This is a genomic window from Nocardioides sp. L-11A, from assembly GCA_029961745.1.
Lineage (GTDB): Bacteria > Actinomycetota > Actinomycetes > Propionibacteriales > Nocardioidaceae > Nocardioides.
Map to the genome: position 1 here is coordinate 4,515,820 of CP124680.1, position 26,171 is coordinate 4,541,990.

General features: G+C 72.1%; 23 protein-coding genes. 12 read left to right on the forward strand and 11 right to left on the reverse strand.

Annotated elements, in window-relative coordinates; genetic code table 11:
• Window positions 1–54 precede the first annotated feature (54 nt).
• Complete coding sequence (locus tag QJ852_21725) at window positions 55–1,089, forward strand: ABC transporter ATP-binding protein (GenBank protein WGX95760.1); 1,035 nt, start codon at window positions 55–57, stop codon at window positions 1,087–1,089.
• Window positions 1,086–2,198 carry an ATP-binding cassette domain-containing protein gene (locus QJ852_21730; protein WGX95761.1) on the forward strand — a complete coding sequence of 371 codons (1,113 nt, stop codon included), beginning with the start codon at window positions 1,086–1,088 and terminating at the stop codon, window positions 2,196–2,198. The genes QJ852_21725 and QJ852_21730 overlap by 4 nt, the downstream gene beginning before the upstream one ends.
• 426 nt (window positions 2,199–2,624) lie before the next feature.
• On the opposite strand, the gene QJ852_21735 is transcribed toward QJ852_21730, so the two are convergent.
• From QJ852_21735 to QJ852_21755, 5 genes are all read right to left on the reverse strand, one after another.
• Window positions 2,625–3,467 (reverse strand): tetrahydrofolate dehydrogenase/cyclohydrolase catalytic domain-containing protein, encoded by an 843-nt coding sequence (locus QJ852_21735; protein WGX95762.1) that lies wholly within the window; start codon window positions 3,465–3,467, stop codon window positions 2,625–2,627.
• Window positions 3,468–3,500: 33 nt separating this feature from the next.
• Window positions 3,501–4,976, reverse strand: a complete 1,476-nt coding sequence (locus QJ852_21740; GenBank protein WGX95763.1) for an NAD-dependent succinate-semialdehyde dehydrogenase — start codon at window positions 4,974–4,976, stop codon at window positions 3,501–3,503.
• A gap of 24 nt (window positions 4,977–5,000) precedes the next feature.
• On the reverse strand, window positions 5,001–5,900 hold the full coding sequence (purU, locus tag QJ852_21745; protein WGX95764.1) for a formyltetrahydrofolate deformylase: 900 nt from the start codon (window positions 5,898–5,900) through the stop codon (window positions 5,001–5,003).
• 5 nt (window positions 5,901–5,905) lie between these two features.
• Window positions 5,906–8,359: an FAD-dependent oxidoreductase gene (locus QJ852_21750; GenBank protein ID WGX95765.1), complete on the reverse strand. Its 2,454-nt coding sequence runs from the start codon at window positions 8,357–8,359 to the stop codon at window positions 5,906–5,908.
• 87 nt (window positions 8,360–8,446) lie between these two features.
• On the reverse strand, window positions 8,447–9,985 hold the full coding sequence (locus QJ852_21755; protein WGX95766.1) for an ABC transporter substrate-binding protein: 1,539 nt from the start codon (window positions 9,983–9,985) through the stop codon (window positions 8,447–8,449).
• A 216-nt stretch (window positions 9,986–10,201) separates the two neighbouring features.
• On the opposite strand from QJ852_21755, the gene QJ852_21760 reads away from it, so the two are divergent.
• The 4 genes from QJ852_21760 (at window position 10,202) to QJ852_21775 (ending at window position 14,427) form a co-directional block, all read left to right on the forward strand.
• Window positions 10,202–11,404, forward strand: a complete 1,203-nt coding sequence (locus QJ852_21760; protein WGX95767.1) for a pyridoxal phosphate-dependent aminotransferase — start codon at window positions 10,202–10,204, stop codon at window positions 11,402–11,404.
• Window positions 11,405–11,495: 91 nt separating this feature from the next.
• Window positions 11,496–11,909: a YciI family protein gene (locus tag QJ852_21765; GenBank protein ID WGX95768.1), complete on the forward strand. Its 414-nt coding sequence runs from the start codon at window positions 11,496–11,498 to the stop codon at window positions 11,907–11,909.
• Window positions 11,906–13,051 (forward strand): sigma-70 family RNA polymerase sigma factor, encoded by a 1,146-nt coding sequence (locus QJ852_21770; protein ID WGX95769.1) that lies wholly within the window; start codon window positions 11,906–11,908, stop codon window positions 13,049–13,051. The genes QJ852_21765 and QJ852_21770 overlap by 4 nt, the downstream gene beginning before the upstream one ends.
• An 89-nt stretch (window positions 13,052–13,140) precedes the next feature.
• Window positions 13,141–14,427: a proprotein convertase P-domain-containing protein gene (locus tag QJ852_21775; GenBank protein ID WGX95770.1), complete on the forward strand. Its 1,287-nt coding sequence runs from the start codon at window positions 13,141–13,143 to the stop codon at window positions 14,425–14,427.
• Between the two features lie 39 nt (window positions 14,428–14,466).
• On the opposite strand, the gene QJ852_21780 is transcribed toward QJ852_21775, so the two are convergent.
• Genes QJ852_21780 through mshA form a run of 3 tightly spaced genes read right to left on the reverse strand, consistent with a single transcriptional unit; the run spans window position 14,467 to window position 17,110 of the window.
• Window positions 14,467–15,297, reverse strand: a complete 831-nt coding sequence (locus QJ852_21780; GenBank protein WGX95771.1) for an isocitrate lyase/phosphoenolpyruvate mutase family protein — start codon at window positions 15,295–15,297, stop codon at window positions 14,467–14,469.
• 29 nt (window positions 15,298–15,326) lie between these two features.
• Window positions 15,327–15,836, reverse strand: coding sequence for a YbjN domain-containing protein (locus QJ852_21785; GenBank protein WGX95772.1), 510 nt, complete (start codon window positions 15,834–15,836; stop codon window positions 15,327–15,329).
• Window positions 15,833–17,110: a D-inositol-3-phosphate glycosyltransferase gene (gene mshA / locus QJ852_21790; protein WGX95773.1), complete on the reverse strand. Its 1,278-nt coding sequence runs from the start codon at window positions 17,108–17,110 to the stop codon at window positions 15,833–15,835. Before mshA ends, QJ852_21785 begins: the two co-directional genes overlap by 4 nt.
• Before the next feature lie 88 nt (window positions 17,111–17,198).
• Between mshA and QJ852_21795 the strand changes: the two genes are divergently transcribed.
• A complete protein-coding gene (locus tag QJ852_21795) occupies window positions 17,199–17,939 on the forward strand; it encodes an SDR family NAD(P)-dependent oxidoreductase (GenBank protein WGX95774.1) in 741 nt (246 codons plus the stop codon).
• 32 nt (window positions 17,940–17,971) lie between these two features.
• Here the strand turns inward: QJ852_21795 and QJ852_21800 are convergent, their stop codons facing one another.
• Window positions 17,972–19,075, reverse strand: a complete 1,104-nt coding sequence (locus QJ852_21800) for a nucleotidyltransferase family protein (protein WGX95775.1) — start codon at window positions 19,073–19,075, stop codon at window positions 17,972–17,974.
• Window positions 19,076–19,368: 293 nt separating this feature from the next.
• On the opposite strand from QJ852_21800, the gene QJ852_21805 reads away from it, so the two are divergent.
• The 3 genes from QJ852_21805 to QJ852_21815 are packed head-to-tail and all read left to right on the forward strand — an operon-like array spanning window position 19,369 to window position 21,011.
• A complete protein-coding gene (locus QJ852_21805; GenBank protein ID WGX95776.1) occupies window positions 19,369–19,791 on the forward strand; it encodes a lasso peptide biosynthesis B2 protein in 423 nt (140 codons plus the stop codon).
• A gap of 22 nt (window positions 19,792–19,813) precedes the next feature.
• Complete coding sequence (locus tag QJ852_21810) at window positions 19,814–20,764, forward strand: hypothetical protein (protein ID WGX95777.1); 951 nt, start codon at window positions 19,814–19,816, stop codon at window positions 20,762–20,764.
• Window positions 20,757–21,011 (forward strand): PqqD family protein, encoded by a 255-nt coding sequence (locus QJ852_21815; protein ID WGX95778.1) that lies wholly within the window; start codon window positions 20,757–20,759, stop codon window positions 21,009–21,011. The genes QJ852_21810 and QJ852_21815 overlap by 8 nt, the downstream gene beginning before the upstream one ends.
• Window positions 21,012–21,182: 171 nt before the next feature.
• Here the strand turns inward: QJ852_21815 and QJ852_21820 are convergent, their stop codons facing one another.
• Window positions 21,183–21,872 carry an amino acid racemase gene (locus QJ852_21820; GenBank protein ID WGX95779.1) on the reverse strand — a complete coding sequence of 230 codons (690 nt, stop codon included), beginning with the start codon at window positions 21,870–21,872 and terminating at the stop codon, window positions 21,183–21,185.
• 61 nt (window positions 21,873–21,933) lie between these two features.
• On the opposite strand from QJ852_21820, the gene QJ852_21825 reads away from it, so the two are divergent.
• On the forward strand, window positions 21,934–22,551 hold the full coding sequence (locus QJ852_21825; GenBank protein ID WGX95780.1) for a hypothetical protein: 618 nt from the start codon (window positions 21,934–21,936) through the stop codon (window positions 22,549–22,551).
• Between the two features lie 85 nt (window positions 22,552–22,636).
• Window positions 22,637–24,541, forward strand: a complete 1,905-nt coding sequence (typA, locus tag QJ852_21830; protein ID WGX95781.1) for a translational GTPase TypA — start codon at window positions 22,637–22,639, stop codon at window positions 24,539–24,541.
• 398 nt (window positions 24,542–24,939) lie between these two features.
• On the opposite strand, the gene QJ852_21835 is transcribed toward typA, so the two are convergent.
• Window positions 24,940–26,157 (reverse strand): acetyl-CoA C-acetyltransferase, encoded by a 1,218-nt coding sequence (locus QJ852_21835; protein WGX95782.1) that lies wholly within the window; start codon window positions 26,155–26,157, stop codon window positions 24,940–24,942.
• Window positions 26,158–26,171 lie beyond the last annotated feature (14 nt).

The following is a 26,171-nucleotide window of genomic DNA, read 5'->3' on the forward strand; positions in this document are numbered from 1 at the left end:
CCAACGGTTTGCCTAGTGAACCACATCGTGATCTGATCCGGCCAGGGAGAGACCATGCCCGTCCACGTCGAGACCTCCGGGGTCGTCCTCGAGCTGCGCAACCTCCGCAGCCGGATCGACACCCAGCGCGGGCCGGTGTTCCCGGTCAACGACGTCACCCTCGAGTGCCACCGCGGCCGTACCCTCGCCGTCGTCGGCGAGTCCGGCTCCGGCAAGTCGATGACCTTCCTGTCCGCGCTCGGGCTGCTTCCCGCCGGCGGGGTCGTGGAGTCCGGCGAGATCGTCTTCGAGGGACGCACCCTCGACACCACCAACATCTCCGACCAGCGTCGCCTGCGCGGCAAGTCGATCGGCATGATCTTCCAGGACGCGCTCGCCGGCCTGAACCCCGCCTTCACCATCGGGCAGCAGATCGGCGACGTGATCCGCCACCACGACAAGGTCTCGCGCAAGGCGGCGCGCGCCCAGGCGATCGAGACCCTCGGCCTGGTCGGCATCCCCGAGCCGGCGCAGCGCGTCGACTACTACCCGCACCAGCTCTCCGGCGGCATGCGCCAGCGGGTCATGATCGCGATGGGCATCGCGCTGCGGCCGCAGGTGCTGGTCGCCGACGAGCCCACCACGGCGCTCGACGTCACGGTGCAGGCCCAGATCATGGAGCTGCTCGACCGGCTGCGCACCGAGCTCGGCATGTCGCTGGTCATCATCACCCACGACCTCGGCGTGGTCGCGCGCTACGCCGAGGAGGTCGCGGTCATGTACAGCGGTCGCGTGGTCGAGCGCGGCACCGTGGAGCAGATCCTGCAGTCCTCGCTCCACCCCTACACCCGTGCCCTGCGCGACTCGACGCCCCGTCCCGACGCCGACGACGCCGGGCTCCGCGCGATCCCCGGCCAGCCGCCGAGCATCCGGAGCCTGCCGAACGGCTGCAGCTTCCACCCCCGCTGCTCGGTCGCCCGCGACCGGGCCGTGTGCTTCGAAGAGGTCCCCCCACTGCGCCGGCTGGCCCCCGACGGCCAGCTCACCGCCTGTCACCATGCCGAGGAGCTGCTGCCCGTGCCTGTCGTGCGTGAGGGGGTCGGCGCATGACCGCCACCGACCCGGAGATCCAGGACCTGCCGTTCGTCGCCGGCGAGGACGCCGTCCTCCACGTCGAGCACCTGACCAAGCGGTTCGGTCGCACCGGCCGCTGGAGCCGGTCGGGCACGGCGGTCACGGCCGTGGACGAAGTGTCCTTCGACCTGCGCCGCGGCGAGACGCTCGGGCTGGTCGGCGAGTCCGGGTGCGGCAAGACCACTCTGAGCCGGATGCTGCTGCGGCTGATCGAGCCCACCTCCGGCAGCGTGGTCGTCGACGGCCAGGAGGTCACCGGCCTCGGCGGCACCGACCTGCGCCGGTTCCGGCAGCGGGCCCAGGTGGTGTTCCAGGACCCCTACGCCTCCCTCGACCCCCGGCAGCGGATCGCGGCCACGATCGCCGAGCCGCTCACCTCGTCGTCGAAGACCCGCGCCGAGAAGCAGGAGATCGTCAGCGGCCTCATGGAGCGGATGGGCCTGCTGCCCGCGCACGCGCAGCAGTTCCCGCACCAGTTCTCCGGCGGCCAGCGCCAGCGCATCGGCATCGCCCGCGCCCTCTCCGTCACGCCCCAGCTGCTCATCCTCGACGAGCCGGTGTCGGCGCTCGACGTCTCCATCCAGGCGCAGGTGCTCAGCCTGCTGCAGGACCTGCGCACCGAGTTCGACCTCAGCTACATCCTGATCTCCCACGACCTCTCCGTCGTACGGCACGTCAGCGACCGGGTGATGGTGATGTACCTCGGCCGGCTCGTCGAGGTCGCCGACAAGCGCGACCTCTTCACCGCACCCCGGCACCCCTACACCGTGTCGCTGCTCTCCGCGGCCCCCGTGCCCGACCCGACGGTCGAGCGGACCCGGGAGCGCATCGTGCTCCGCGGCGACCCGCCCAACCCCGCCAATCCCCCGTCCGGCTGCGCCTTCCACCGCCGCTGCTTCCACGCCACGGCGATCGCGTCCGGCCTGCCGGACGGCGAGGTGACCCAGCTCGACGACGGCAGCCGGGTGCCCACCACCTGCGTGAGCACCGTGCCCCTGCTCGCCCGGCAGAGCACCACGCACTGGTCCGCCTGCCACTTCCCGGTCACCGATGCGGCCGCCGCAGGCGTCACCAGCGCTCTCTGACGCCCTCGCCCCGTTGAGTTGCCGGTTCCTCCCCGTTGAGTTGCCGGTTCCTCCCCGTTGAGTTGACGATCCCGGCCCGTTGAGTGGGCCGGCCGTGCGCCGCCGCAACCAACGGCATCGTCACCCGGCTGTCCGACGACGTCGGCCGACGGGCAGGACGCGGCACGGATCGCACCACTGGGTCGAGCTGCCGACGACGTGCGCTGGGCGGTGTTCGTTCAACACGACGGATGGTGAGATCGACGTGTTCCTCATCGCGCTGCGCGACGAGTCGGGCCGGTGGCCCGGAGCACGCCAGGGCCACCGGCCACCTGGTCCTCAGCTGCGGGCGGCGTCACGCCTGGCGCGCTCCCGGAGCGCGCCAGGCCGTCGACGTGGCGACTCAACGGGCAGGAAGCGGCAACTCAAGGGTGAGGAAGCGGCAACTCAACGAACGCGGCGCTCCGCACCGTCCATGGTCTGGGCGAGGAGCGTGGCGATCGTCATCGGGCCGACGCCACCGGGGACCGGGGTGATCCAGGAGGCGCGAGCCGCCGCGGCGTCGTACTCGACATCACCGACGTTGCCGGGGTTGTAGCCCGCGTCGACGACCACGGCGCCGGGCTTGATCCACTCCCCGCGGACGAGCTCCGGACGGCCCACGGCCGCGACGACGATGTCGGCCTCCGCGACCCGGTCGGCCAGGTCCACGGTGCGGGAGTGGCAGAAGGTCACGGTCGCGTCGCGCTCCAGCAGGAGCATCCCGACCGGCTTGCCGAGGATCCGGCTGCGCCCGACCACGACGGCGTGACGCCCCTCGAGGGGCAGGTCGTAGGCCTCCAGGAGCCGGATGATGCCGCCCGGGGTGCAGGAGGCGAAGCCGGGCTCGCTGAACGACATCGCGGCGAAGCTGGCGAGGGTGACCCCGTCGACGTCCTTGGCGGCGCCGATGGCCTCGAACGCGGCATGCTCGTCGACGCCGTCGGGCACGGGATGCTGGAGGAGGATGCCGTCGATCCCGAGATCGGTGGCCAGCGCGGTGATCCGCTCGACCAGCTCGTCGGTGGTCGTGCTCGCACCGAGCTCGACGCGGACCGAGTCCAGACCGGCCTGGCGGCAGCGGTTCTGCTTCATCCGGACGTAGGTGTGCGAGGCCGGGTCGTCCCCGACCAGCACGGTGGCGAGCGTCGGCGGGCGACCGACCCGCTCGGCGAAGCGGGCGGCCCGCTCGGCGACGTCGGAGAGCAGCTGAGCGGCGACGGCCTGGCCGTCGAGGATCCTGGCAACCATGGGGGTCCTTCGAGAATGGGGTGGGGCGCGGGGTCAGGCGGAGAACGGGTCGGCGATGCCGACGTAGCGGACGTCGAGGTACTCGTGGATGCCCTCGGCGCCGCCCTCCCGTCCCAGTCCCGACTGCTTGATGCCGCCGAAGGGCGCGGCGGCGTTGGAGATGACCCCCAGGTTGATCCCGAGCATCCCCGCGTCGACGGTCTCCGCGAGCCGGAGCTGCCGCGCGCCGTCCCGGGTGAAGGCGTAGGCGGCCAGGCCGTACTCCGTGGCGTTGGCCAGCGCGACGCCCTCGGCCTCGTCGGCGAAGGTCACGATCGGCGCCACCGGCCCGAAGATCTCCTCCGCCAGGATCCGCGCGTCGGCGGGTACGTCGACCAGGACGGTCGGCGGGTAGAAGTGGCCGGCGCCGTCCTGCGGGCTGCCACCGGTCAGTACCCGGGCGCCGCGCTCGACGGCGTCGTCGACCAGCTCCTGGACCTTCTTGCGGCTGGGCTCGTCGATCAGCGGACCGATGTCGACGCCGCTCTCGGTGCCGCGACCGGTGCGCAGCGCCGCCATCCGCCGGGCCAGCCGGTCGGCGAACTCCTCGGCCACCGTGCTCTGCACCAGCAGCCGGTTGGCGGCGGTGCAGGCCTGGCCCATGTTGCGCAGCTTCGCCGCGAGCGCGCCCTCGACGGCGACGTCGAGGTCGGCGTCCTCGAACACCAGCAGCGGGGCGTTCCCGCCCAGCTCCATCGAGGTCCGCAGCACCTGGTCCGCGGCGTCACGCAGCAGCCGGCGCCCGACCTCCGTGGATCCGGTGAAGGACAGCTTGCGCAGCCGGGGGTCGGCCACCAGCGGGCCGACGACGCTGCCGGCGCGGCTGGTCGGGACGACATTGAGCACGCCCGCCGGCAGCCCGCACTCCTCGAGCAGTTGGGCGAAGAACAGGGTGGACAGCGGCGTCAGCGCCGGCGGCTTGATGACCATGGTGCAGCCCGCGGCGATCGCCGGAGCGACCTTGCGGGTGACCATCGCCAGCGGGAAGTTCCACGGCGTGACGAACAGGCACGGTCCGACCGGCCGGTGGTGCACCAGGAGCCGGCTGCGACCGTCGGGGGCCGACACGTAGCGGCCGTCGATGCGCACCGCCTCCTCGGAGAACCAGCGCAGGAACTCGGCCGCGTAGCGCACCTCGCCCAGGGCCTCGGCGAGCGGCTTGCCCATCTCCAGGCTCATCAGCAGCGCGAAGTCGTCTGCCCGCTCCATGGTCCGCTGGTAGGCGAGCCGGAGCAGCTCCCCGCGCTCCCGCGGTGGCGTCCGGCCCCAGGCCTCCTGGGCGCGCTGGGCGGCGTCCAGCGCGGCCGCGCCGTCCTCGGGGGTGGCGTCGGCGACCTGGGCGAGGACCCGCTCGGTCGCCGGGTCCTCGACGCCGAAGGTCGCGCCGGAGCCGGCGCCGCGCCACTCTCCCGCGATGTACAGGTCGGTCCGGACGGTGGCGAGCAGCTGGGGCTCGCGGTCGGTGCTCACGTGGTTCCCTCTCTCGGCGTGGGCTCAGCGGAAGACGATGGTCCGGTGCCCGTTGAGCAGGACCCGGTGCTGCACGTGCCACAGGACGGCCCGGGCGAGGGTGTGCGCCTCGGTGTCCCGGCCCAGCGCCACCAGGTCCTGGACCGATGCCTGGTGATCGACGCGAGCGACGTTCTGCTCGATGATCGGGCCCTCGTCGAGGTCGGAGGTGACGTAGTGGGCGGTGGCGCCGACCAGCTTGACGCCGCGGTCGTGCGCCTGCCGGTACGGGTTGGCGCCCTTGAAGCTCGGCAGGAAGGAGTGGTGGATGTTGATCGCCCGGCCGTCGAGCTCCTTGCACAGCTCGGTCGACAGGATCTGCATGTAGCGGGCGAGCACGACCAGGTCGACGTCGTGGCGGTCGACGAGCTCGAGCAGGGCCGCCTCGGCCTCGGGCTTGGTCTCGCGGGTCACCGGGATGTGGACGAACTCGATGCCGTACCAGGCCGCGATCGGCTCCAGGTCGGGGTGGTTGGACACGATCACCGGGATGTCGATCGGCAACAGCCCGCTGGACCAGCGGTAGAGCAGGTCCTGCAGGCAGTGGTCGAACTTCGAGACCATGATCAGCACCCGCATCGGCCGGCTGATCTCGGCGAGCCGATAGTCCATGCCGAACTCCGCGGCGACATCGGCGAAGGCGTCGTCCAGGTCGGCGAGGACCGGGGTCTGCTCGGAGGTCCGCATCTGCACCCGCATGAAGAACTGTCCCGAGCCGGTGTCGCCGAACTGATTGCTCTCGACGATGTCGCAGCCGTGGCGGTAGAAGAAGTCCACCACCGCCCGCACGATGCCGGGACGGTCCACGCAGGACAGGGAGACGACGATCTCGTCGGAGGCCGGGGCAGCCGTGCGCTGCGGCGCGGTCAGGTTGCTCTCGCTCATCGCCCTCAGCCCTTCAGCCGCGAGCCGGTCGGGTCGAACGGGGCCTTGAGACCGACCTCGGCGTCGAAGACGACGCCGGCCGCCTCGACCTGGTAGCGGCCCGCGCGCACGTAGGCTGCATCGGCGACCTCGACCTCCGGCTCGACGTACGCCATCGCGGCGAACCGGCCGAGGACGGCGCTGTACGCCGCCGAGGTGACGAAACCGCGAGGCTCGCCGTCGCGCAGCAGGAGCTCTCCGCCCCACAGCACGGCCTCCGGGGAGTCGACCGTCAGCGACACCAGGCGGCTGCGCGGCCCGGCCTGCTTGGCCTTCTCGACGGCCTCGCGGCCGCGGAAGTCGATCCCGCCGGCCAGCTTGCAGGTGAAGGTCATCCCGGCCTCGACGGGCGTGCGATCCGGGGTGAGCTCGCGTCCCCAGGCCCGGTAGCCCTTCTCGATGCGCATCGCGTCGACGGCGTAGTGGCCCACCGCGGTGAGGCCGAGGTCGGCGCCCGCGTCGACGAGACGCTCATAGGCCGTGACGGCGTACTCCGTGGGGATGTAGAGCTCCCAGCCGAGGTCGCCGACGTACGACACCCGGGTGGCTCGCACGGGCACCGGCCCGATGTCGATGCGCTGGCTCGTGTAGAAGGGGAACGCCTCGTTGCCGAGGTCGCTCCGGGTGAGCCGCGAGAGCAGGGTCCGCGACTGCGGGCCCATGATCCCGAGGACGGCGTACGACGACGTCACGTCGACGATCTCGGTCCGCGAGCCGGTGGGCAGGTGCCGGTTGAGGTAGTGCTCGTCGCGGGCGGCCTGTGCGGATCCGGTCACCAGGAGGTACTCCTCCGGTCCGGTCCGGGTCACCGTCACATCCGACTCGTAGCCGCCTCGGTCGTTGAGGATGCCGGTGTAGACGGTGGTCCCGGGCGCGACCGCCATGTCGTTGGCGCAGATGTACTGCAGCGCGTCCTCCGCCCCGGGGCCGCGCACCAGGAACTTCGCGAACGCGGTCTGGTCGAGGAGAGCGACCCCGTCGCGGGTGGCGCGGTGCTCGGCGTCCACCAGCGGGCGCCAGTTCTGGTGCCCGAAGGAGTACTCGGTGACGCGGGGCGTGCCCTCGGGCGCGAACCAGTTGGGCCGCTCCCAGCCGTTGCGGCTGCCCATCACGGCCCCCTGCTCGTCGAGCAGGTGGTGGATCGGCGAGCGCCGCAGCGGACGACCGGTCTCCGGCTCGCGGTTCGGCCACGGGATCGCATAGTGCAGGCCGAGGGTCTCCTTGGTCCGCTCGCGCAGCCAGGACTCGTTGCTGTTGAAGGGCGCGAAGCGGCGGATGTCCACGGGCCACAGGTCGCGGTCCGGCTCCCCGGCCACGATCCACTCCGCCATCGCCATGCCGGCGCCGCCCGCGGAGGCGATGCCGGTGGAGTTGAAGCCGGCGAGGACGTACATGTTCGGGACCTCGAGGGACTCGCCCATGATGAAGTTGTTGTCCGGGGTGAAGCTCTCGGGACCGTTGTAGAACTTCTTGACCCCCGCCCGCTCCAGGGCCGGGACGCGGGTGATGGCGTTCTCCATCAGGATCTCGAACTGGTCCCAGTCCTCGTCGAGCAGCTGGAAGACGAAGGGGTCGGGGATCTCGTGGGGACCGACCCACGGCTTGGCGTCCGGCTCGAAGCCGCCCATCACCAGGCCGCCGACCTCCTCCTTGAAGTAGATGTAGCCGTCCTGGTCCCGCATCACGGGCAGGTCGCGGTGCACGCCCTCGATCGGGTCGGTGACGATGTAGAAGTGCTCCACCGAGTGCAACGGCACCCGGACGCCGGCCATGGCGCCGACCTGCGCCGCCCACTGGCCGGCGCAGTTGACCACGGTCTCGCACTCGATCGGGCCGTGCTGCGTGTGCACGGTGGTGATCCGGCCCTCGTGCAGGTCCATGCCGACCACCTGGGTCTCCTCGCACACCACGGCGCCGCGGCTGCGGGCGCCCCGGGCCAGGGCCTGGGTGAGGTCGGTCGGATTGGCCTTGCCGTCGCCCGGCAGCCAGACCGCGCCGACCAGGTCGTCGGTGCGCATGAGGGGCCACTTCGCGCCCGCCTCCTCCGGCGTCAGCCGGTGCGCCTCGACGCCGAAGGCCCGCGCCGTCGCCTGGGTGCGGAGCAGCGACGTCATCCGCTCCTCGGTCCGGGCCACCGACAGGCTGCCGCAGCGCTTCCATCCGGTGCCGAGCCCGGTCTCCTCCTCGAGCGTCGCGTAGAGCTGCGTCGAGTACTGGATGAGCTTCGTCATCGCGTCGGTCGGGCGGAGCTGACCCACCAGGCCGGCGGCGTGCCAGGTCGTCCCTCCCGACAGCTTGCCCTGCTCGAGCACCACCACGTCGGTGACGCCGAGCTTGGTCAGGTGGTAGGCGACGCTCGTACCGATGATGCCGCCGCCGATGATCACGACCTGTGCTCGGGACGGCTGGGGGGAGACCATTCGCTTCTCTTTCTCGTGCGCTTGCGGGAGGGACCTGCGTGGGGTGGAGCGGGGTGGGGTGCCGGCTGAGGCCGGCACCCCACCCGCTCAGTCGACCGTCGTACCGCTCAGGTCGATGAGCTCGGAGGTCGTGGTGTGGAAGTTCTCGACCCCCTTGCGGGCGGCGAAGGAGTTCACCATGTGGTAGATCGGGATGATCACGGCGTCGTCCTCGACCAGTTGGCGCTGGACGTCCTGCATCACCTGGTTCCGCTCGTCGCTGCCCACCTCGAGGGTCGCGAGCGAGTCGATCTCCTGGTCGACCGCCGGGTCCTTGAACTGCGACATGTTGTTGACGGCGTCGCTGCGGAACACGCGGACCAGCATGTCTCCCGGGTCACCGGAGCTCATGCCCCAGCCGAGGTAGTACATCTCGGTCTTGTGGTCGAGCAGGGACTGGTACCAGGTGCCCGCCTCCTGGACGTCGAGCTTGAGGTCGATGCCCACCTCGGCGAGCTGCTGCTGGACGACCTCGCCGATCTCCTTGTCCTTGAGATAGCGCGCCGACGGCAGGGTGAGCGTGATCTGCGGGTTCGGCTCCCCGGCCTCGGCGAGCAGGCGCTTGGCCTCCTCCGGGTCGTAGTCGAGCTTGATCGGCGGGTCGTTCTTCAAGAACTCCGGCGAGACCAGGCCCTCGTCGGCGGCGTTGCCGACTCCCTCGAGGACGTCGTCGACGATCGCGCCCCGGTCGATCGCGTGCGCGACGGCCTTGCGGACCAGGGGGTTGGGGACCGTCTCCAAGTTGAAGCCGAGGAAGATCGGGCGGGCCTTCGGCTCGGTGATGGCGTAGAAGTCGCCGCCGAGGTCCTTGAGCTGGTCCGGCGGGGGGTTCTCGATCACGTCGATGTCACCGGCCTGCAGCGCGCTGAAGCGGGTGCTGGCCTCCGGGATCGGGACGAACTCGACCTTGTCCAGCTTCGGCTTGGCGCCCCAGTAGTCGGGGTTGACCTCGAAGGACATCGTGGTGTCGGGCACCCACTCCACGAAGGTGAACGGCCCCGTGCCGACCGGCTCCTTGGCCAGCTGCTTGTCGTCCTTCTCGGCCAGCGCCTTGGGGCTGATGATGGCCGCGACGAGGACCGTCAGGTTGTTCAGGATGCTCGAGAACGGCTTGGTCAGCACGATCCGCGCCGTCATCGGGTCGGGGGTCTGCACCTCCTTGATGACACCGAGGAAGCCCTTGCCCTGCGACTGGGTCGCGGCCCGCTCCAGGCTCTGCTTGACCGCCGCGCTGTCGAAGTCCGTGCCGTCGTGGAACTTCACGCCCTCGCGCAGGGTGAAGTCCCACTCCGTCGGGGACGCCTGCTCCCACGAGGTGGCCAGACCTGGCTCGAAGCCGCCGCTGTTGGTCAGCTTCACCAGGGTCTCGTAGACGAGGTTGTCCCGGGTGAAGTCGCCCGCGAGGACGAAGTTCGGCGGATCGAGGCTCTGTGCGTCAGAGGCCATGCCGATCCGGAGGACCTGGGTCTTGTCGCCGTCCGTGTCGCTGCTGCCGGACAGCCCGCCACAGGCACTGATCACCAGTGCGCCGACGCACAGGCCGACGAGCACCGCGCTGCGCCGGAGTGCGTGCGAAAATCGCGCCATCGCCTCACCTTTCAACTCGACCAGGCAACCACGCCCGATTGCGGCCGCTGGTTCATTAGATAAACCGTTGATCCGAAATAGTGATCTGGCCCACCGCCCGTGTCAATAGGCCCGGCCGGATTGACCACCGCCTGCTCGGGCCGGCCGGTCCAGCGTCACCTCACCAAAATGAACCGATGGTTCAGTTTTGTGAGGTGACGCCCTAGGCTGGCGGCCATGACCCTGGAGCGCCCCCGGATCTCCGCCCGCGTCCGCGCCATCGCGGAGTCCGCCACCCTCAAGGTCGACGCCCGGGCCAAGGCCCTGCGCGCCGAGGGCCGGCCGGTCATCGGCTTCGGTGCCGGCGAGCCCGACTTCCCGACACCCGCCCCCATCGTCGAGGCCGCCGTGGCCGCCTGCCGGGAGCCCCGGTTCCACCGCTACACGCCGGCGAGCGGGCTCCCCGAGCTCAAGGACGCGATCGTGCGCAAGACCCGGCGCGACTCGGCGTACGAGATCGAGGCGAGCCAGGTCCTGGTCACCAACGGCGGCAAGCACGCGGTCTACGGCGCCTTCGCCACGCTGCTCGACCCCGGCGACGAGGTGCTGCTGCCCACGCCCTACTGGACGACCTACCCCGAGGCCATCGGCCTGGCGGGCGGCGTGCCCGTGGAGGTGTTCGCCGACGAGACCCAGGACTTCAAGGTCACCGTCGAGCAGCTGGAGCGTGCCCGGACCGCGCGCACCAAGGCGCTCCTGCTCACCTCGCCGTCGAACCCGACCGGCGCCGTCTTCACGGTCGAGGAGATCACCGCGATCGGCGCCTGGGCCGTCGAGCACGGCCTGTGGGTGGTGACCGACGAGATCTACGAGCACCTCGTGTACGACGGTCTCGCCACCGCCTCCCTGCCCGCCGTGTGTCCCGAGCTGCGCGAGCGCTGCATCGTCGTCAACGGCGTCGCGAAGACCTACGCCATGACCGGCTGGCGGGTCGGCTGGATCGTCGGGCCCAGCGACATCGTGGCCGCGGCGTCGAACCTGCAGTCCCACGCGACCTCCAACGTGGGCAATGTCAGCCAGGTCGCCGCCGCCGCGGCGCTCGACGGCGGCCTCGAGGCCGTCGCCGAGATGAAGTCCGCCTTCGAGCGCCGGCGCCGGGCCATCGTCGACCTGCTCAACGACGTCCCGGGCGTCGTGTGCCCCGAGCCGCAGGGCGCCTTCTACGCCTTCCCGTCGGTCAAGGGCCTGCTGGGCCGGAGCCACCGCGGCGTGGAGATCGCGACCTCCTCCGAGCTCGCCTCCTACATCCTCGACCAGGCCGACGTCGCCGCCGTCCCGGGCGAGGCCTTCGGCGCGCCCGGCTACCTCCGGTTCTCCTACGCCCTCGGCGACGACGCGCTCCACGAGGGGATCACCCGGATCCAGAAGCTCTTCGGATAATCGTCAGCTGCCGATGTCGAGAAGGCGTCGGCGGCTCCGTCCCCAGGGTGAAGGCGGCAGGATGGCCGTCTCGGACCTGAGGAGATCGATCATGGCGAAGTACCTCTTGCTCAAGCACTACCGCGGCGACCACGCGATCGCCAAGGACGACCTCGTCCCGATGGACCGGTGGACGCCGGAGGAGGTCACCGCGCACATCGACTTCATGCGCCAGGTCGCCGACGAGCTGCGCGAGCGCGGCGAGTTCGTCGACGAGCAGGCCCTGTCCCCCGAGGGCACCTTCGTGCGGTACGACGGCGAGGGCCGCCCGCCCGTCACCGACGGCCCGTTCGCCGAGACCAAGGACCTGATCGCCGGCTGGATGGTCATCGACGTCGACAGCCAGGAGCGGGCCTACGAGGCCGCGGCCCGGCTGTCGTCGGCGCCGGGCCCGGGCGGGCGGCCGATCCACGAGTGGATCGAGGTCCGCCCGTTCTACGGCGAGCCGCCGGTCGTCACGGAATGACCGACCTGGGCGTGGACCTGCGCGACCTGACGCCGCAGGTCCTCGGTGTCCTCGTCCGCCGCGGAGCCGACTTCGCGGCGGCCGAGGACGCCGTCCAGGAGGCGCTGATCGAGGCGCTGCGGCACTGGCCGGACACCCGGCCCGACAACCCGCGGGCCTGGCTGATCACGGTCGCCGGGCGCAAGCTGGTCGACGCCCAGCGCTCGGCGTACGCGCGGGAGCGGCGTGAGCTGCGGGTGCAGCTGGAGCCCGAGCCCGGACCGTCGGAGCAGGAGGACGACACCCTGCTGCTGTTGAGCCGCTGCTGTCACCCGGCGCTCACCCCGGCCTCGGCGATCGCGCTGACCCTGCGCGCGGTCGGCGGCCTCACCACCGCCCAGATCGCGGCGGCCTTCCTCGTCCCCGAGGCGACCATGGCGCAGCGGATCACCCGCGCCAAGCGCACGGTCAGCGGCGAGCGCTTCGACCGGCCGGGCGAGGTCGGCGCGGTGCTGCGCGTGCTCTACCTGATGTTCAACGAGGGCTTCACCGGCACCGTCGACCTGGCCGACGAGGCGATCCGGCTGACCCGGCAGCTCGCCGCCGCGACCGACGACCCCGAGGTCGACGGCCTGCTCGCGCTCATGCTGCTGCACCACGCACGCCGCCGCGCCCGGCGTACCGGATCGGGGGCGCTGGTGCCGCTCGCCGAGCAGGAGCGCTCGCTGTGGGACTCCGCGATGATCGCCGACGGGGTCCGCGTGCTGCAGGCCGCGCTCGCGCGCGACGCCGTCGGTGAGTACCAGGCGCAGGCGGCCATCGCCGCCCTCCACGACGACGCCGCGAGCGCGGAGGAGACCGACTGGCCACAGATCCTCGAGTGGTACGACGAGCTGATCCGGCTCGTCCCCACCCCCGTGGTCGCGCTCAACCGCGCGGTCGCGGTCGGCGAGGTCGACGGACCGCTGGCGGGGCTGCGCCAGGTCGAGGGGCTCCCCGAGGACCTGCCCCGGCGCGATGCCGTCGCGGCGTGGCTGCACGAGCGGGCGGGCCACCGAGAGGAGGCGGCCCGGCACTACCGGGTCGCGGCCGAGCGGGCGACCAATGTCGCCGAGCGGGACCATCTCACGCGACAGGCGAGCCGGCTCCACGCGGGCGGGTGAGCGACATCCGGCGAAGGTCGCCGTATCACCGCCGGGGGTTCGCGGGTCTGGAGTAGGTCAGCACCTCACCCCCTCCGAAAGGCTCAGCCATGCGCCGTCTCGCGCTGATGACCGCAGGTGTCATCACTCTCGGAGGCCTCGCCGGCCTCACCACCACAAGTCCCGCCCAGGCAGCATCCGGGACCTTCACCAACAGCGCGGCGATCGCGATCGCCGACGCCGCCACCGTCACGAGGTCGGTGTCGGTCTCGCCGTTCGGCGGCGCCATCACCGACGTCGACGTCGTCCTGACCAACCTGTCGCACACCTTCGCCGCCGACCTGGACATCTACCTCCGGGCGCCCGGTGACGGCAACCAGGCCGTCAAGCTGATGTCCGATGCCTGTGGCGGCGTGCCGATCAACGGCACGTTCACCTTCGACGACGAGGCCGCCGCCGGCCTGCCGGGCTCGGGATGCGGCAGCGGCTCGTTCCGTCCCACGAACGTGGCGGAGGGCGACAACACCCCGGCCGGCCTCACCGTGGCGTCGTCGCTGTCCGCGTTCGACGGCCGCAACCCGGTGGGCTCGTGGACGCTCTACGTCGTCGATGACGCGGGCGGCGACATCGGCACGATCAGCGGCGGGTTCTCGGTGCGGATCACGACCGCGTCCTCGGTGGTCGACGTGCCGATCACCGGCAACGCCGTGCCCTACCCGTACCAACTGGCCGTCGACGGCGAGGCCGGCGCCATCACCGATCTCGACGTCCGCCTCAGCGGCGTCAGCCACACCTGGCCGACCGACCTCGACATCCTGCTGGTCGGCCCGACCGGGGTCAGCACGCTGCTCGTGTCCGACACCTGCGGCACCGGCGACGTCGACGACGTCGACTGGCGCTTCGACGACTCCGGGCCGGCGTTGCCGACGGCCGGGCCGTGCCCGAGCGGGACGTACCGACCGACCAACAACGACAACACCGAGGCCTTCACCCCACCCGCGCCCGCCGCGCCGTACGGCGCGACGCTCAGCGCCTTCAACGGCAGCTCCCCGAACGGCACCTGGCGGCTCTTCGTGACCGACGACGGCAGCCCGGACGGTGGCTTCATCACGAGCGTCGACCTGGTCATCAGGACCGACGCGCCCGGCAACACGACCATCACGAGCAAGCCGAGGAAGAACACCACGAAGCGCAGGGCGACCATCGGCTTCACCGCCGACAAGGGCGACGTGAGCTTCCAGTGCAAGGTCGACGCGAAGGCGTGGAGGGCCTGCTCGTCGCCGCTGCGGGTCAAGAAGCTGAAGCCCGGCAAGCACAAGGTCCGGGTCCGCTCGGTCGGGACCTCCGGCCAGGTCGAGACCACGCCGGCGCTGGTGAAGTGGCGGGTACGCCGCTGAACCTGTCTTCACCGATTCACCGGGGACACCGGAGGCGGATCAGCGCTGCTGGTCCGCCTCCGGCCCGTCGCGGAACAGGGCGTTGAGGTCGGCACCGGCCGCGGATCCGTCGAATCCGTCGAAGCGCCCCTCGACGAGGGCGTCGGCGGCCCGCTCGAACCCGCCCCAGGCGGCGCGGGCGAGCGCGCCGCCCACGCTGACCCGGCGTACGCCGAGGTCGGCGATCTGCGTCAGCGTGAGCCGACTCGGGCCGCCGACGAGCAGGTTGACCGGCGTGGGCGCCACGGCCGCGACGACGGCCGCGATGTCCTCCGGCGCGCTGATGCCGGGCGCGTAGAGGCAGTCGGCCCCGGCGGCGGCGTAGGCGCGCAGCCGGTCGAGCACCTCGGCGAGGTCGGGCCGGCCGATGATGAAGCCCTCGGACCGTCCGACCAGCAGGACGTCGTGGCCACTGGCGTCGATGGCCTCCCGGGCGGCGGTGATGCGCTCGGTGGCCACGTCGAGGGCGTAGGGCTCGCCGTCGAGCGCGTCCTCCACCGACAGACCCGCGACACCGGTCTCGACAGCGAGGGCCACGCTCACCGCGACCTCGGCCGCGGTGTCGCCATAGCCGTTCTCGAAGTCGGCGTTCACCGGCAGGCTCGTGGCACCGACGATGTCGGCGAGGTGGTCGAGCGTCTCGTCGCGGGTCGCGGAGCCGTCGGGCCGGCCGCGGCTCCACGCCGCGCCGGAGCTGGTGGTCGCCAGCGCGGCGAAGCCCCGGTGCTCGAGATAGCGGGCGGACCCGCGGTCCCAGGGGTTGGGCAGCAGGAAGCAGCCGCGCTCGTGGAGAGCACGGAACGCGGCGCGGCGGTCGGCGATGCTCGTCATGCCCCGACCGTAGGCCGGGCCGCCGACATTCACTCCGGGGCGTCGGCCTCCAGCCAGCCCCGGAACGCCTCCAGGTTGGCGGTCGACTCGCCGCGCTCGATCCGCCAGGCCCACTCCTTGCGGATGGACGACTCGAAGCCGAGCTCGAGGATGGTGTTGAAGGCGGAGTCGGCGTACTCCAGCACCGAGCCCAGCAGCCGGTCGAGGTCGTCGGGGGTGACCGACGACAGCGGCAGCCGGGCGTCGAGGTAGATGTCGCCGTGGTGGTCGATGCCGAACGCGACGGCGTACATCCTCATGTTGCGCTCGAGCAGCCAGCGGTAGACCCGCTCGAACTCCTCGTCGGGCCGCCGGCACACGAACGCGTGCACGCCCAGCGCGTGGGGCCCCAGGTCGAGGCGGACCGGCGTCTGCAGCTTCTTCTCCCCCGGGAGCGCGAAGCTGAACGTGCCGTCCTCGGTCTCCTCGAAGGCGATCTCGTTGTCGGCCAACCACGCGCGGACGACGTCCGCCGGGCCGTTCGGGTCGGGGTGGGTCATCCGACGCGCGCCTCCTGCCGCAGGAGCGCGTGGGCGCGCTCGTAGACCTCCACCGTATGGGCGGCGGTGGCCTCCCACGAGAACCGCCGCGCCTGCTCGAGCGCGCCGGCGGCGAGCCGGTCGCGGTAGGCCGGGTCGGCCACCACCCGCTCCAGGGCGACGGCCCAGTCGTGCGGCTCGTGGGTGTCGACGAGCAGGCCGCTGTGGCCGTCGCGGACGACGGTGGTCAGTCCGCCGACAGCCGCGGCGACGACCGGGGCTCCGGACGCCTGGGCCTCCGCGGCGACCAGGCCGAAGGACTCGTTGTAGGACGGGACGGCGACGAGGGTCGCGGCGGCGTACCAGTCGGCGAGCTCGTGCTGGGGCACGGGCGGCACGAAGCGGACCACGTCGTCGATGTGGAGCTCGGCGGCCAGGTTGGCGAGCGCGGCGGGCCGCTCCAGGCCGCTCCCGGACGGTCCGCCGACGACCGGGACGACCAGGCGCGGGCGCAGGTCGGGGCGCCGGGCGAGCAGCTCGGCGACGGCGCGCAGCAGTACGTCGGGGGCCTTCAGCGGCTGGATCCGGCCCGCGAAGAGCAGGACCAGCGCGTCGTCGGCGAGGTCGCGCTCGCGGCGCGCGCGGGCCCGCTCGGCGGGCGTCAGCGAGCAGAACACCTCGGTGTCGACACCCGGGTGGACCACCTCGACCCGGCCCGGGTCGGCGTCGTACAGGTTGATCAGCTGCTTGGCCTCGAGGTCGGTGTTGGCGATGAGCACGTCGGCGGCCTCGACCACCTGCTCCTCGCCGATGACCCGGGCCTGCGGCTCGGGGGTGTCGCCGGCGGCCAGCGCCTCGTTCTTGACCTTCGCCATGGTGTGCATGGAGTGGACGAGCGGCACGCCCCAGCGGTCGCGGGCCAGCGCGCCGACCTGGCCGGAGAGCCAGTAGTGGGAGTGGACGACGTCGAAGTGGCCGGCCGGGTGGGCGGCCTCGGCGCGCAGCACCTCGCGGGCGAAGACACAGAGCTGGCCGGGGAGCTGGTCCTTGGTCAGCCCCTCGAAGGGCCCGGCGTGCACGTTGTGCACGGTGACGCCGTCGCGGACGGGGACCACAGGGTCCAGGCGCGAGCTGGTCGCGCGGGTGAAGATGTCGACCTCGATGCCGCAGTCGGCGAGGCGCCGGGCGAGCTCGATGACGTAGACGTTCATCCCGCCCGCGTCACCGGTGCCGGGCTGGTCGAGCGGGGACGTGTGCAGGCTGACCATGGCGACCCGACCGATCGACTCCCCCATCGCACCTCCCGCTGTCTGAACCCATTGCCGGTCGATCGGTCAACCCTGCCAGTGTGCCCGGCATTCCCGATCCACGAAGATGGGGTCCATGAGCACCCGCATCGCCGTCGTCACCGGGGCGTCCAGCGGCATCGGCGCCGCCACCGCGCGCCATCTCGCCCGGGAGGGCTTCGAGGTCGTCTGCGCGGCCCGTCGCGCCGACCGGATCGAGGCGCTCGCCGCCGAGATCGGCGGCCGGGCGGTCGTGTGCGACGTCACCACGGAGGCGTCGGTCGCGACACTCGCCGCCGCGGTCGGGCCGCGCCTCGACGTCCTGGTCAACAACGCCGGCGGCGCCTTCGGGCTCGCGCCCGTGGCCGAGGCGGACGCCGACGAGTGGCGCCGGATGTACGACGTCAACGTGCTCGGCCTGATGCGCGTCACCCAGGCGCTGTTGCCCGCCCTGGTCGCGAGCGGAGCGGGCGTCATCGTCAACGTCGGCTCGATCGCGGGACGGGGCGCCTACGAGGGCGGCGCCGGCTACACGGCCGCCAAGCACGGCACCAAGGTCGTCACCGAGACGCTGCGCCTGGAGCTCTTCGACCAGCCGGTGCGGGTGTGCGAGGTGGCACCGGGACTGGTGCGCACCGAGGAGTTCTCGCTCACCCGCTTCGGGGGAGATCAGGCGCGCGCGGACGCGGTCTATGCGGGGGTCCCCGACCCGCTGGTGGCCGACGACGTGGCCGACGCCATCACCTGGGTTGCCACCCGCCCGGCGCACGTCAACATCGACGAGCTGGTGATCAAGCCCCGCGCCCAGGCCGCGACCCACAAGGTGCACCGGGTCTGATCCGGGTCCGCGCCCGACCAGGACCGGTCCGGTCAGCGGCGCACCAGGCGCTGGGCGCGCAGGGCGAAGGCGCGTGGCACGCCGCCCCAGGCGGTGGCCGAGCGGACCGGCAGCGCGGCGTGCGCCGGCAGCACGAGGCCGACAGCGAGCTGCTGGAGATCGCGTGGCCTCCGCGTGGCGGTCAGCCCGTTGCGGAAGTCGCGAGCGGTGCTCGCGCCGCCCCAGGCCGCCACGGGCAGCCGATGGCCGGCCCGAGCGCGGGCCACCACGGCCTCCGGCACCCGGTCCAGCGCGGCGAGCACCCACGCGGGCACCGTGTCCGGCAGTCCGACGGTCGCGCGGGCCGCGGCGAGCGAGGCGAGCGCGGGCGCCGGCAGCTCCTGCGCGAACACCTCCGGGTCGCGGGCCAGGCGGCGCAGGTCGACCAGGGTGCGCAGCCAGATCCAACCCTCGCGATGTCCGGCCAGGTGACGGAGGGCATCGGCCGGGGCGAGGGTCGGCACCGCGACGCCGCCGACCTCGACCGTCGTACGGCGCGCCAGCAGCTCCGCCGGGTCCGGCTGGGCGCCCGGCATGGCGTCGAGCCGCCAGTGCAGGTCGACGTCGGCGCCGGCGCCCAGGTAGGTCAGCGTGTGGCCCCAGCGCAGGACGTGGCGCCAGGCCCACATGCCCGGCTCGATCCGGCAGTCCTCGTGCAGGGCCCATCCGGACGTGCTCAGCAGCCGGTGTGCGGCCGCGGCCGCCCCGGGGCGGACCAGCAGGTCGATGTCGCCCGCGCCGCGGGCGTCGGGCCGGCCCGTGGTGAGCACCGCCAAGGGGATGCCCTTGAACACCAGGGCCTCGATGCCGGCCGCGTCGAGGAGCTGCCAGGCGCGCACCGTCTCCAGGGTGTGCACCATTCGGCGCTGCCGCGCGCCCTCGACCATCGCGGCCAGCACCCGGGCGGTCCCGCCGGACAGGCCGAGCTCGTCCGCGTGGGCGCGGAGCAGCTCCGGCACCCGGTGGCGGCGTACCCCGTCCAGCAGGTCGCGCTCCGTCCCCGTCGGGACGCGCACCGGGACGACGGCGTGCCCCTCCTCGGCGGCGAGCGCGCTGCGCACCAGCCGGCAGAGCAGGTCGAGGACGTCGGCGCTCACCGCGCGAGCGTGGCACGCGGCGGGCCCCGGCGTCGGAGGAACGGGAACGCCGGGAAGGTTAAAAATCGGGTGAAGCGGGGGCGAGGCCGTGTCCTGCGCGCGGGTATCCGCGTTGCACCGTCGACGGAGGCACTCCCTCCTCTCCGTCCTGCACCCAATGGAGCTCCTATGAAGCTGACCTACGTCCCCCCGACCCTGGAGACCCTGAGCCTCACGGCGACCCAGGACATCGATATCGACATCGACATCACTCTCGGGCTCGGCAGCTGACCTCTGCGAGGTTCAGACTCGCCGTGGCCGCCGCGTGGTGCCTGCTGGGCGCCACCCGGCTGCTGACGGTCGTCCTGCCGTTCGGTGCGGTACGTCGCCTCCTCGGCGAGCCGGTCGCACCGGGCGGATCCGGGGCCCCGGCGCCTCCGGGTGCGAGCGCACGTCAGGTCGCGCGCGCCCGGGCGGTCGCACGGGTCGTCGGGCAGGCCGCCGGACGGACTCCCTGGACGTCCGACTGCTACCCGCAGGCCCTGACCGCGCGCATCCTGCTGCGCGGCGCACGGGTGCCGCACACGGTGGTGTTCGGTCTGCGTCGGGATGACGCCGGCGAGCTGCGGGCCCACGCCTGGGTCACCGTCGGCCCCGCGGCCGGCGAGCCGGTCACCGTCACCGGTGGCTCCACCCGGGCCTGGACCCCCGTCGGGGCCTTCAGCTGGCAGCCCTGAGCCTCCTCCCCTCCTCCCGACCATGTACGCCGGCTACGGACTCCGCATCGACAGCGAGCTCCTGCTGCCCGAGCTGCCCCCTGCGCCCGGGCTCCCGGCACGGGCGGACGTCGTGGTGCGGCTGGGCCCCGTGCGCCCTCCGGCGCCGGACGCCCTCGCGCTCCCGCACGGCTTCTGGGCCGACGGCGACCGGATCGGCCTCGACGTCCCCGAGGTCGGCCGCTACCTCTGCGAGCGGGGCACCCGGATCACCGTCGAGCCGGCGCCGGGCGCCTCGACCGACGCGCTGCGGCTGTTCCTCCTCGGCTCCGCGCTCGGCGTCCTGCTGACCCAGCGCGGCCTGCTCGTCCTGCACGGCAACGCCTTCGTCGTCGACGGCGCCTGCGCGGTCGTCCTCGGCCACTCCGGCGCCGGCAAGTCGACCCTGGCCGCCGAGATGCACCGCCGCGGGCATGTCGTCCTCAGCGACGACGTCGTACCGGTGGACGCGGCCGGGCGGGCCCTCCCCGGCTGGCCCCGGATCAAGCTCTGGCAGGACGCCCTCGACCGGCTCGGCCTGCCCTCGTCCGGGCTGGACCGGGTGGGCGCGGGCTTCGACAAGTACCACGTGCCGCTGGAGCGCGCCGCCGCGCCGGGGCCGGTGCCCGTCCAATGGATCTACGTCCTGGACAGGCACGAGGGCCCGCTGCGGGTCGTACCCGTCACGGGGGCTGCGGGCTTCGCCGTCCTGCACGAGCACAGCTACCGCAACGAGATCCTGGTCGGCGGGCTGCGGCGTACCCACCTGGCGCGCAGCGCCGCCCTGGCCCGGGTCGCCGGCCTCGCGCGCGTCGAGCGCCCGCGCGGCGTCGACTCGGTCGCGTCCTCGGCCGACGCGATCCTGGACCACATCGCCCGGGCAGCCCGTCCGGGCCCCGTCATCCGAGAGGAGCAGCATGCGACCGGCACAGCGACCCGAACGGTGGGTGCGTGACCCCGCCCTGCAGGCCGTGGAGATGGGCGAGGAGTTCGTGATGATGGGACTCGCCCAGGGCGAGTACTACGCGGTCAAGGGGGTCGCCGCGGCCCTGTGGCGCCACCTCGAGCAGCCGCGCGACCTCGGCGAGCTGTGTGCCCTCGTCGCCGCGGACTACGACGTCAGCGCCGAGGCCTGTCGCGACGACATCGTGGCCTTCCTCGACGAGCTGCGCGGCCGGCGGATGGTGCACACCGCGTCCTAGACGAGTGATTCCCGGGTCTCGCACGCTCCGCGGGAATCGATCGTCTCGCGGCGCGCCATTCCGGTCACACTGGTCACACTGGACGGGCATTTCCTGCACTTGTCGGGCGTTGCAACGCCCGACAAGCGCGGGAACAACCGGTCGACCGGTTGTTCCTGCAGCCGGCCGGCCTCAGCCCAGCGCGCGGTCGAGCGCCGCGGCGACGTGCAGCGTGGTGCACGGGAAGACGGGGATCTCGGAGTCGGCCTGCCGGATGAGCAGCTCGAGCTCGGAGCAGCCGAGGATGACACCGCCGGCGCCGGCGTCCCACAGCTCGCTGATCATGCCGACGACGGCGCGGCGGGAGTCGTCGACGACCTTCCCGTGCACCAGCTCGTCGTAGATGATCCGGTTGAGCTCGTCGTGGTGGGCCGCGTCGGGGACCAGGACGCCGAGGCCGTGGCTCGCGATCCGGTCGGTGAAGAAGGTGCGCGACATCGCGAACTTCGTGCCGAGCAGGGCGACGTTCTCGACGCCCTCGGCCTTGCACGCCTCCGCGACGACGTCGCCGAGGTGCAGCAGCGGGATGGAGACGGCGTCCTGGACCTGCTCGGCGACCCGGTGGAAGGTCGTCGTGCAGAGCATGAGGAAGTCGGCGCCGGCCCGCTCGACGGACTGGGCGGCGGAGCGCAGGATGACCGCGACGCCGTCCCAGTCCTCGGCCTCCTGCAGCTCGGTGACCGTGGCGAAGTCGACCGACGCCATCACCGTCGCCGCCGAGTGGAGCCCGCCGAGCCGCTCCTCGACCCCACGGTTCAGCGCCTCGTAGTACGCCGCGCTGCTCTCCCAGGACATGCCGCCGACAAGGCCGATGGTCTGCATGGGGCCGAGTCTAGGGCTCGTGGGCATTGACGTCCGAGGCACTGCCCACCACGGTGTCCCCATGAAACTCCGCTCCCTCCTCAAGAACATCGCCTCCGCACCGATCATCGCGGCGCTGGTGATCGTCACCCTCGCCGTCGGCGGCACCGCCTTCGCGGCCGGCAGCATCACCGGCAAGCAGATCGCGAAGAACACCGTGACGAGCAAGAACATCAAGAACGCCACGATCAAGACCAAGGACATCGACCCCGCCGCCTTGGCCGAGATCCAGGCCAACGCCCAGTCCAAGGGCAATGCCTATGCGGTACGCCGCATCGACGGCGCCCTCGCCCAGCCGGCGAACACGACCGTCGACGTCAAGACCCTCTCGCTGCCCGCCGGCACCTTCACCCTCATGTCGCGCGTCTCCCTCGACGACGTCTCCGGCTCCCAGAGGCTGGTCCAGTGCCAGCTCAGCCAGGGCACGAAGGTGCTCGACAGCGTGTACCAGTCGCTGCCGGGCGTCATGGGCGGCTATGCCTGCACGAACATGAGCGTCGTCACGCTCAGCAGTCCCGCCACGATCACGCTGCGCGTGCTGACCCCGCCGGACAGTCAGGTCCGTCTCGGTCCCGACAACCAGATCATCGCGACGCAGGTCGCGTCCGCGACGGTCTCCGCGTCGCTCGGAGCCAACTGATCGCGCCGCTGTGCCCGCCCGGTGCGCCGGGCGGGCACAGCGACGATGCGAGCCGGGAGGTCCCGCGCCAGTAGGCTGGTCGTTCGTGTCCCAGACTCGTCGTACCGATCTCCGCAACGTCGCCATCGTCGCCCACGTCGACCACGGCAAGACGACCCTCGTCGACGCGATGCTGCACCAGGCCGGCGCCTTCAGCGCCCACCAGGCCGAGGGCGTCGCCGAGCGGGTGATGGACTCGGGCGACCTCGAACGCGAGAAGGGCATCACGATCCTCGCGAAGAACACCGCGGTCCACTACAAGGGCCCGGCCGCGCAGGAGCTCGCCGGCGGCGAGATGACGATCAACATCATCGACACCCCCGGTCACGCCGACTTCGGCGGCGAGGTCGAGCGCGGCCTGTCGATGGTCGACGGCATCGTGCTGCTGGTCGACGCCTCCGAGGGCCCCCTCCCCCAGACCCGGTTCGTGCTGCGCAAGGCGCTCAACGCCGACATGCCGGTGATCCTGGTGGTCAACAAGACCGACCGCGGCGACGCCCGGATCGACGAGGTCGTCGACGAGACCTACGAGCTGTTCATGGACCTGCTCGACGAGTCGCACTCGCAGGACGCGCTCGACTTCCCGGTCGTCTACGCCTCCGGCAAGGCCGGCATCGCTTCGCTGGAGAAGCCGGAGAACGGCACGCTCCCCGACGGCGACGGCCTGGAGCCGCTGTTCCGCACGATCCTGGAGACCATCCCCGCCCCGGAGTACGACGAGGGCGCGCCGCTGCAGGCCCACGTCACCAACCTCGACGCCTCCCCCTTCCTCGGCCGCCTCGCGCTGCTGCGGATCAAGCAGGGCACCTTGAAGAAGGGCCAGCAGGTCGCCTGGATGCGCCGCGACGGCGGCGTCAAGAACGTCAAGGTCACCGAGCTCCTCGTCACCGAGGGCCTCGAGCGCAAGCCCGGCGAGTCCGCCGGCCCCGGTGACATCGTCGCGGTCGCGGGCATCCCGGAGATCACCATCGGCGAGACCCTCGCCGACCCGGAGAACCCGGTCGCCCTGCCGCTCATCCACGTCGACGAGCCGGCCATCTCGATGACCATCGGCACCAACACCTCGCCGCTGGTCGGCAAGGGCGGCAAGGGCCACAAGGTCACCGCCCGCCTGGTCAAGGACCGCCTCGACGCCGAGCTGGTCGGCAACGTCTCGCTCCGGGTCCTGCCCACCGAGCGCCCCGACGCCTGGGAGGTCCAGGGGCGCGGCGAGCTGGCGCTGGCCATCCTGGTCGAGCAGATGCGCCGCGAGGGCTACGAACTCACCGTCGGCAAGCCGCAGGTGGTCACCCGCGAGGTCGACGGCAAGCTCCACGAGCCCTTCGAGCGGCTCACCATCGACGCGCCCGAGGAGTTCCTGGGCACGATCACCGAGCTGCTGGCCAACCGCAAGGGTCGGATGGAGGGGATGACCAACCACGGCACCGGCTGGGTGCGGATGGAGTTCGTGGTCCCCGCCCGCGGCCTGATCGGCTTCCGCACCGACTTCCTCACCGAGACCCGCGGCACCGGCATCGCCCACCACATCTCCGAGGGGTACTTCCCCTGGGCCGGCGAGATCCGCTCCCGCAACTCCGGCTCGCTCGTCGCGGACCGATCGGGTGCCGCGACGGCGTACGCCATGACGTCGCTGCAGGAGCGCGGCGTGATGTTCGTCGAGCCGGCGACCGAGGTCTACGAGGGCATGATCATCGGCGAGAACTCCCGCGCCGACGACATGGACGTCAACATCACCAAGGAGAAGCAGCAGACCAACATCCGCTCCGCGACCTCCGACAACTTCGAGAAGCTCATCCCGCCGAAGAAGCTGTCGCTGGAGCAGTGCCTGGAGTTCTGCCGTGAGGACGAGTGCGTGGAGATCACGCCCGAGACCGTCCGGATCCGCAAGGTGGTCCTCGACGCCAACGAGCGGGCGAAGATCACGAGCCGAGCGCGTAAAGCGAACAAGTGACCTGCCCTCGCAGGTGAGTCCGCTCTGACCGCGCAGCCGGGGCGGGTCACTTGTTCGCTCTCTGCGAGGCGAGCGATCGCGCGACGAAGGAGCGCCGATCACGAGCCGAGGGCGTAAAGCGAACAAGTAACGCCGCGTAGGTCCGGCCAGGGACGCGCTGTAACACGCCGTCCGCCCGACTCCCCCGCGGTTGTCAGCAGTGGCGACGGCGTGGCGACGGCGTGTCGTGCTGACAGGCTGGCCGTCAGTCAGGTGGACGGCGTGTTACTGCGCGCATCGGAACCACCCGCGACCAGGTCGATCCCGCTCACCACGCACCTACTGGATCCGTCGCCACCGGAGGTCGGCCGCGACAATTCTGGTCGGTGCGACGCCGACCGGAGCCTGCCCCGATCGCGTCAGGACAGGCGCTCGAGCACCATCGCCATGCCCTGCCCGCCGGCGGCGCACATCGTCTCGAGCCCGAACTGCGCGTCCCGCTCCTGGAGGCCGTGGATCAGGGTGGTGGCCATCCGGGCGCCGGTCGAGCCGAACGGGTGGCCGAGCGCGATCGCGCCGCCGTTGACGTTGACCCGGTCCAGGTCGAGGCCGAGCTCGTCGATGCAGGGCAGCACCTGGGCGGCGAAGGCCTCGTTCATCTCGACCAGGTCGATGTCGCCGAGGGAGAGACCCGCGCGGGCGACGGCCTGGCGGCTGGCCTCGACCGGGCCGAGGCCCATGATCTCGGGGCTCAGCGCGGAGACGCCGGTCGCGACGACCCGGGCCAGCGGGGTGATGCCGAGCTCGGCGGCCCGGGTGTCGCTCATGACGACGAGCGCGGCGGCGCCGTCGTTGAGCGGGCAGCAGTTGGCGGCCGTGACGGTGCCCTCGGGATGGAACACCGGCTGCATGGCGGCGACCTTCTCCAGGGTGACGCCGGCACGCGGGCCGTCATCACTGTCGACGACGGTGCCGTCGGCCAGGGTGACGGGCGTGATGTCGGTCTTCCAGAAGCCGCGCTGCGCGGCGGCCTCGGCGAGGTTCTGGCTGCGCACGGCGTACGCGTCCTGCGCGGCCCGCGAGACGCCGCGGTACGACGCGACGTTCTCCGCGGTCTCGCCCATGGCGAGGTAGATGTCCGGCAGCTCGCCGCTCGCACGCGGGTCGGCCCACGGATCGCGGGCGGCGGCGCGGGCCGCCGCCCGGGCAGCCGCGTCGGCGTACAGCGGGTTGCGGGTCTCGGGCATGCCGTCGGCCTTGCCGCGCTCGAAGCGGGAGACGCACTCGACCCCGGCGGCGACGAAGACGTCGCCCTCTCCGGCGCGGATGGCGTGCAGCGCCATCCGGGTCGCCTGCAGCGACGAGGCGCAGTAGCGGTGCACAGTGGCGCCCGGCACGCCGTCGAGGCCGAGGCGGAGCGCGACCATCCGACCGATGTTGTAGCCCTGCTCGCCGGCGGGCTGGGCGCAGCCGACCAGCAGGTCCTCGACCAGGCTCCGGTCCAGCTCGGGGACGGACGCCAGCGCGGCGTCGACCATCTGCGCGGCGAGGTCGTCGGGCCGCATGTCGCGCAGCGAGCCCTTGTAGGCGCGGCCGATCGGCGACCGGGCGGCGGAGACGATGACTGCATCGGGCACGGTTGCTCCCTGGG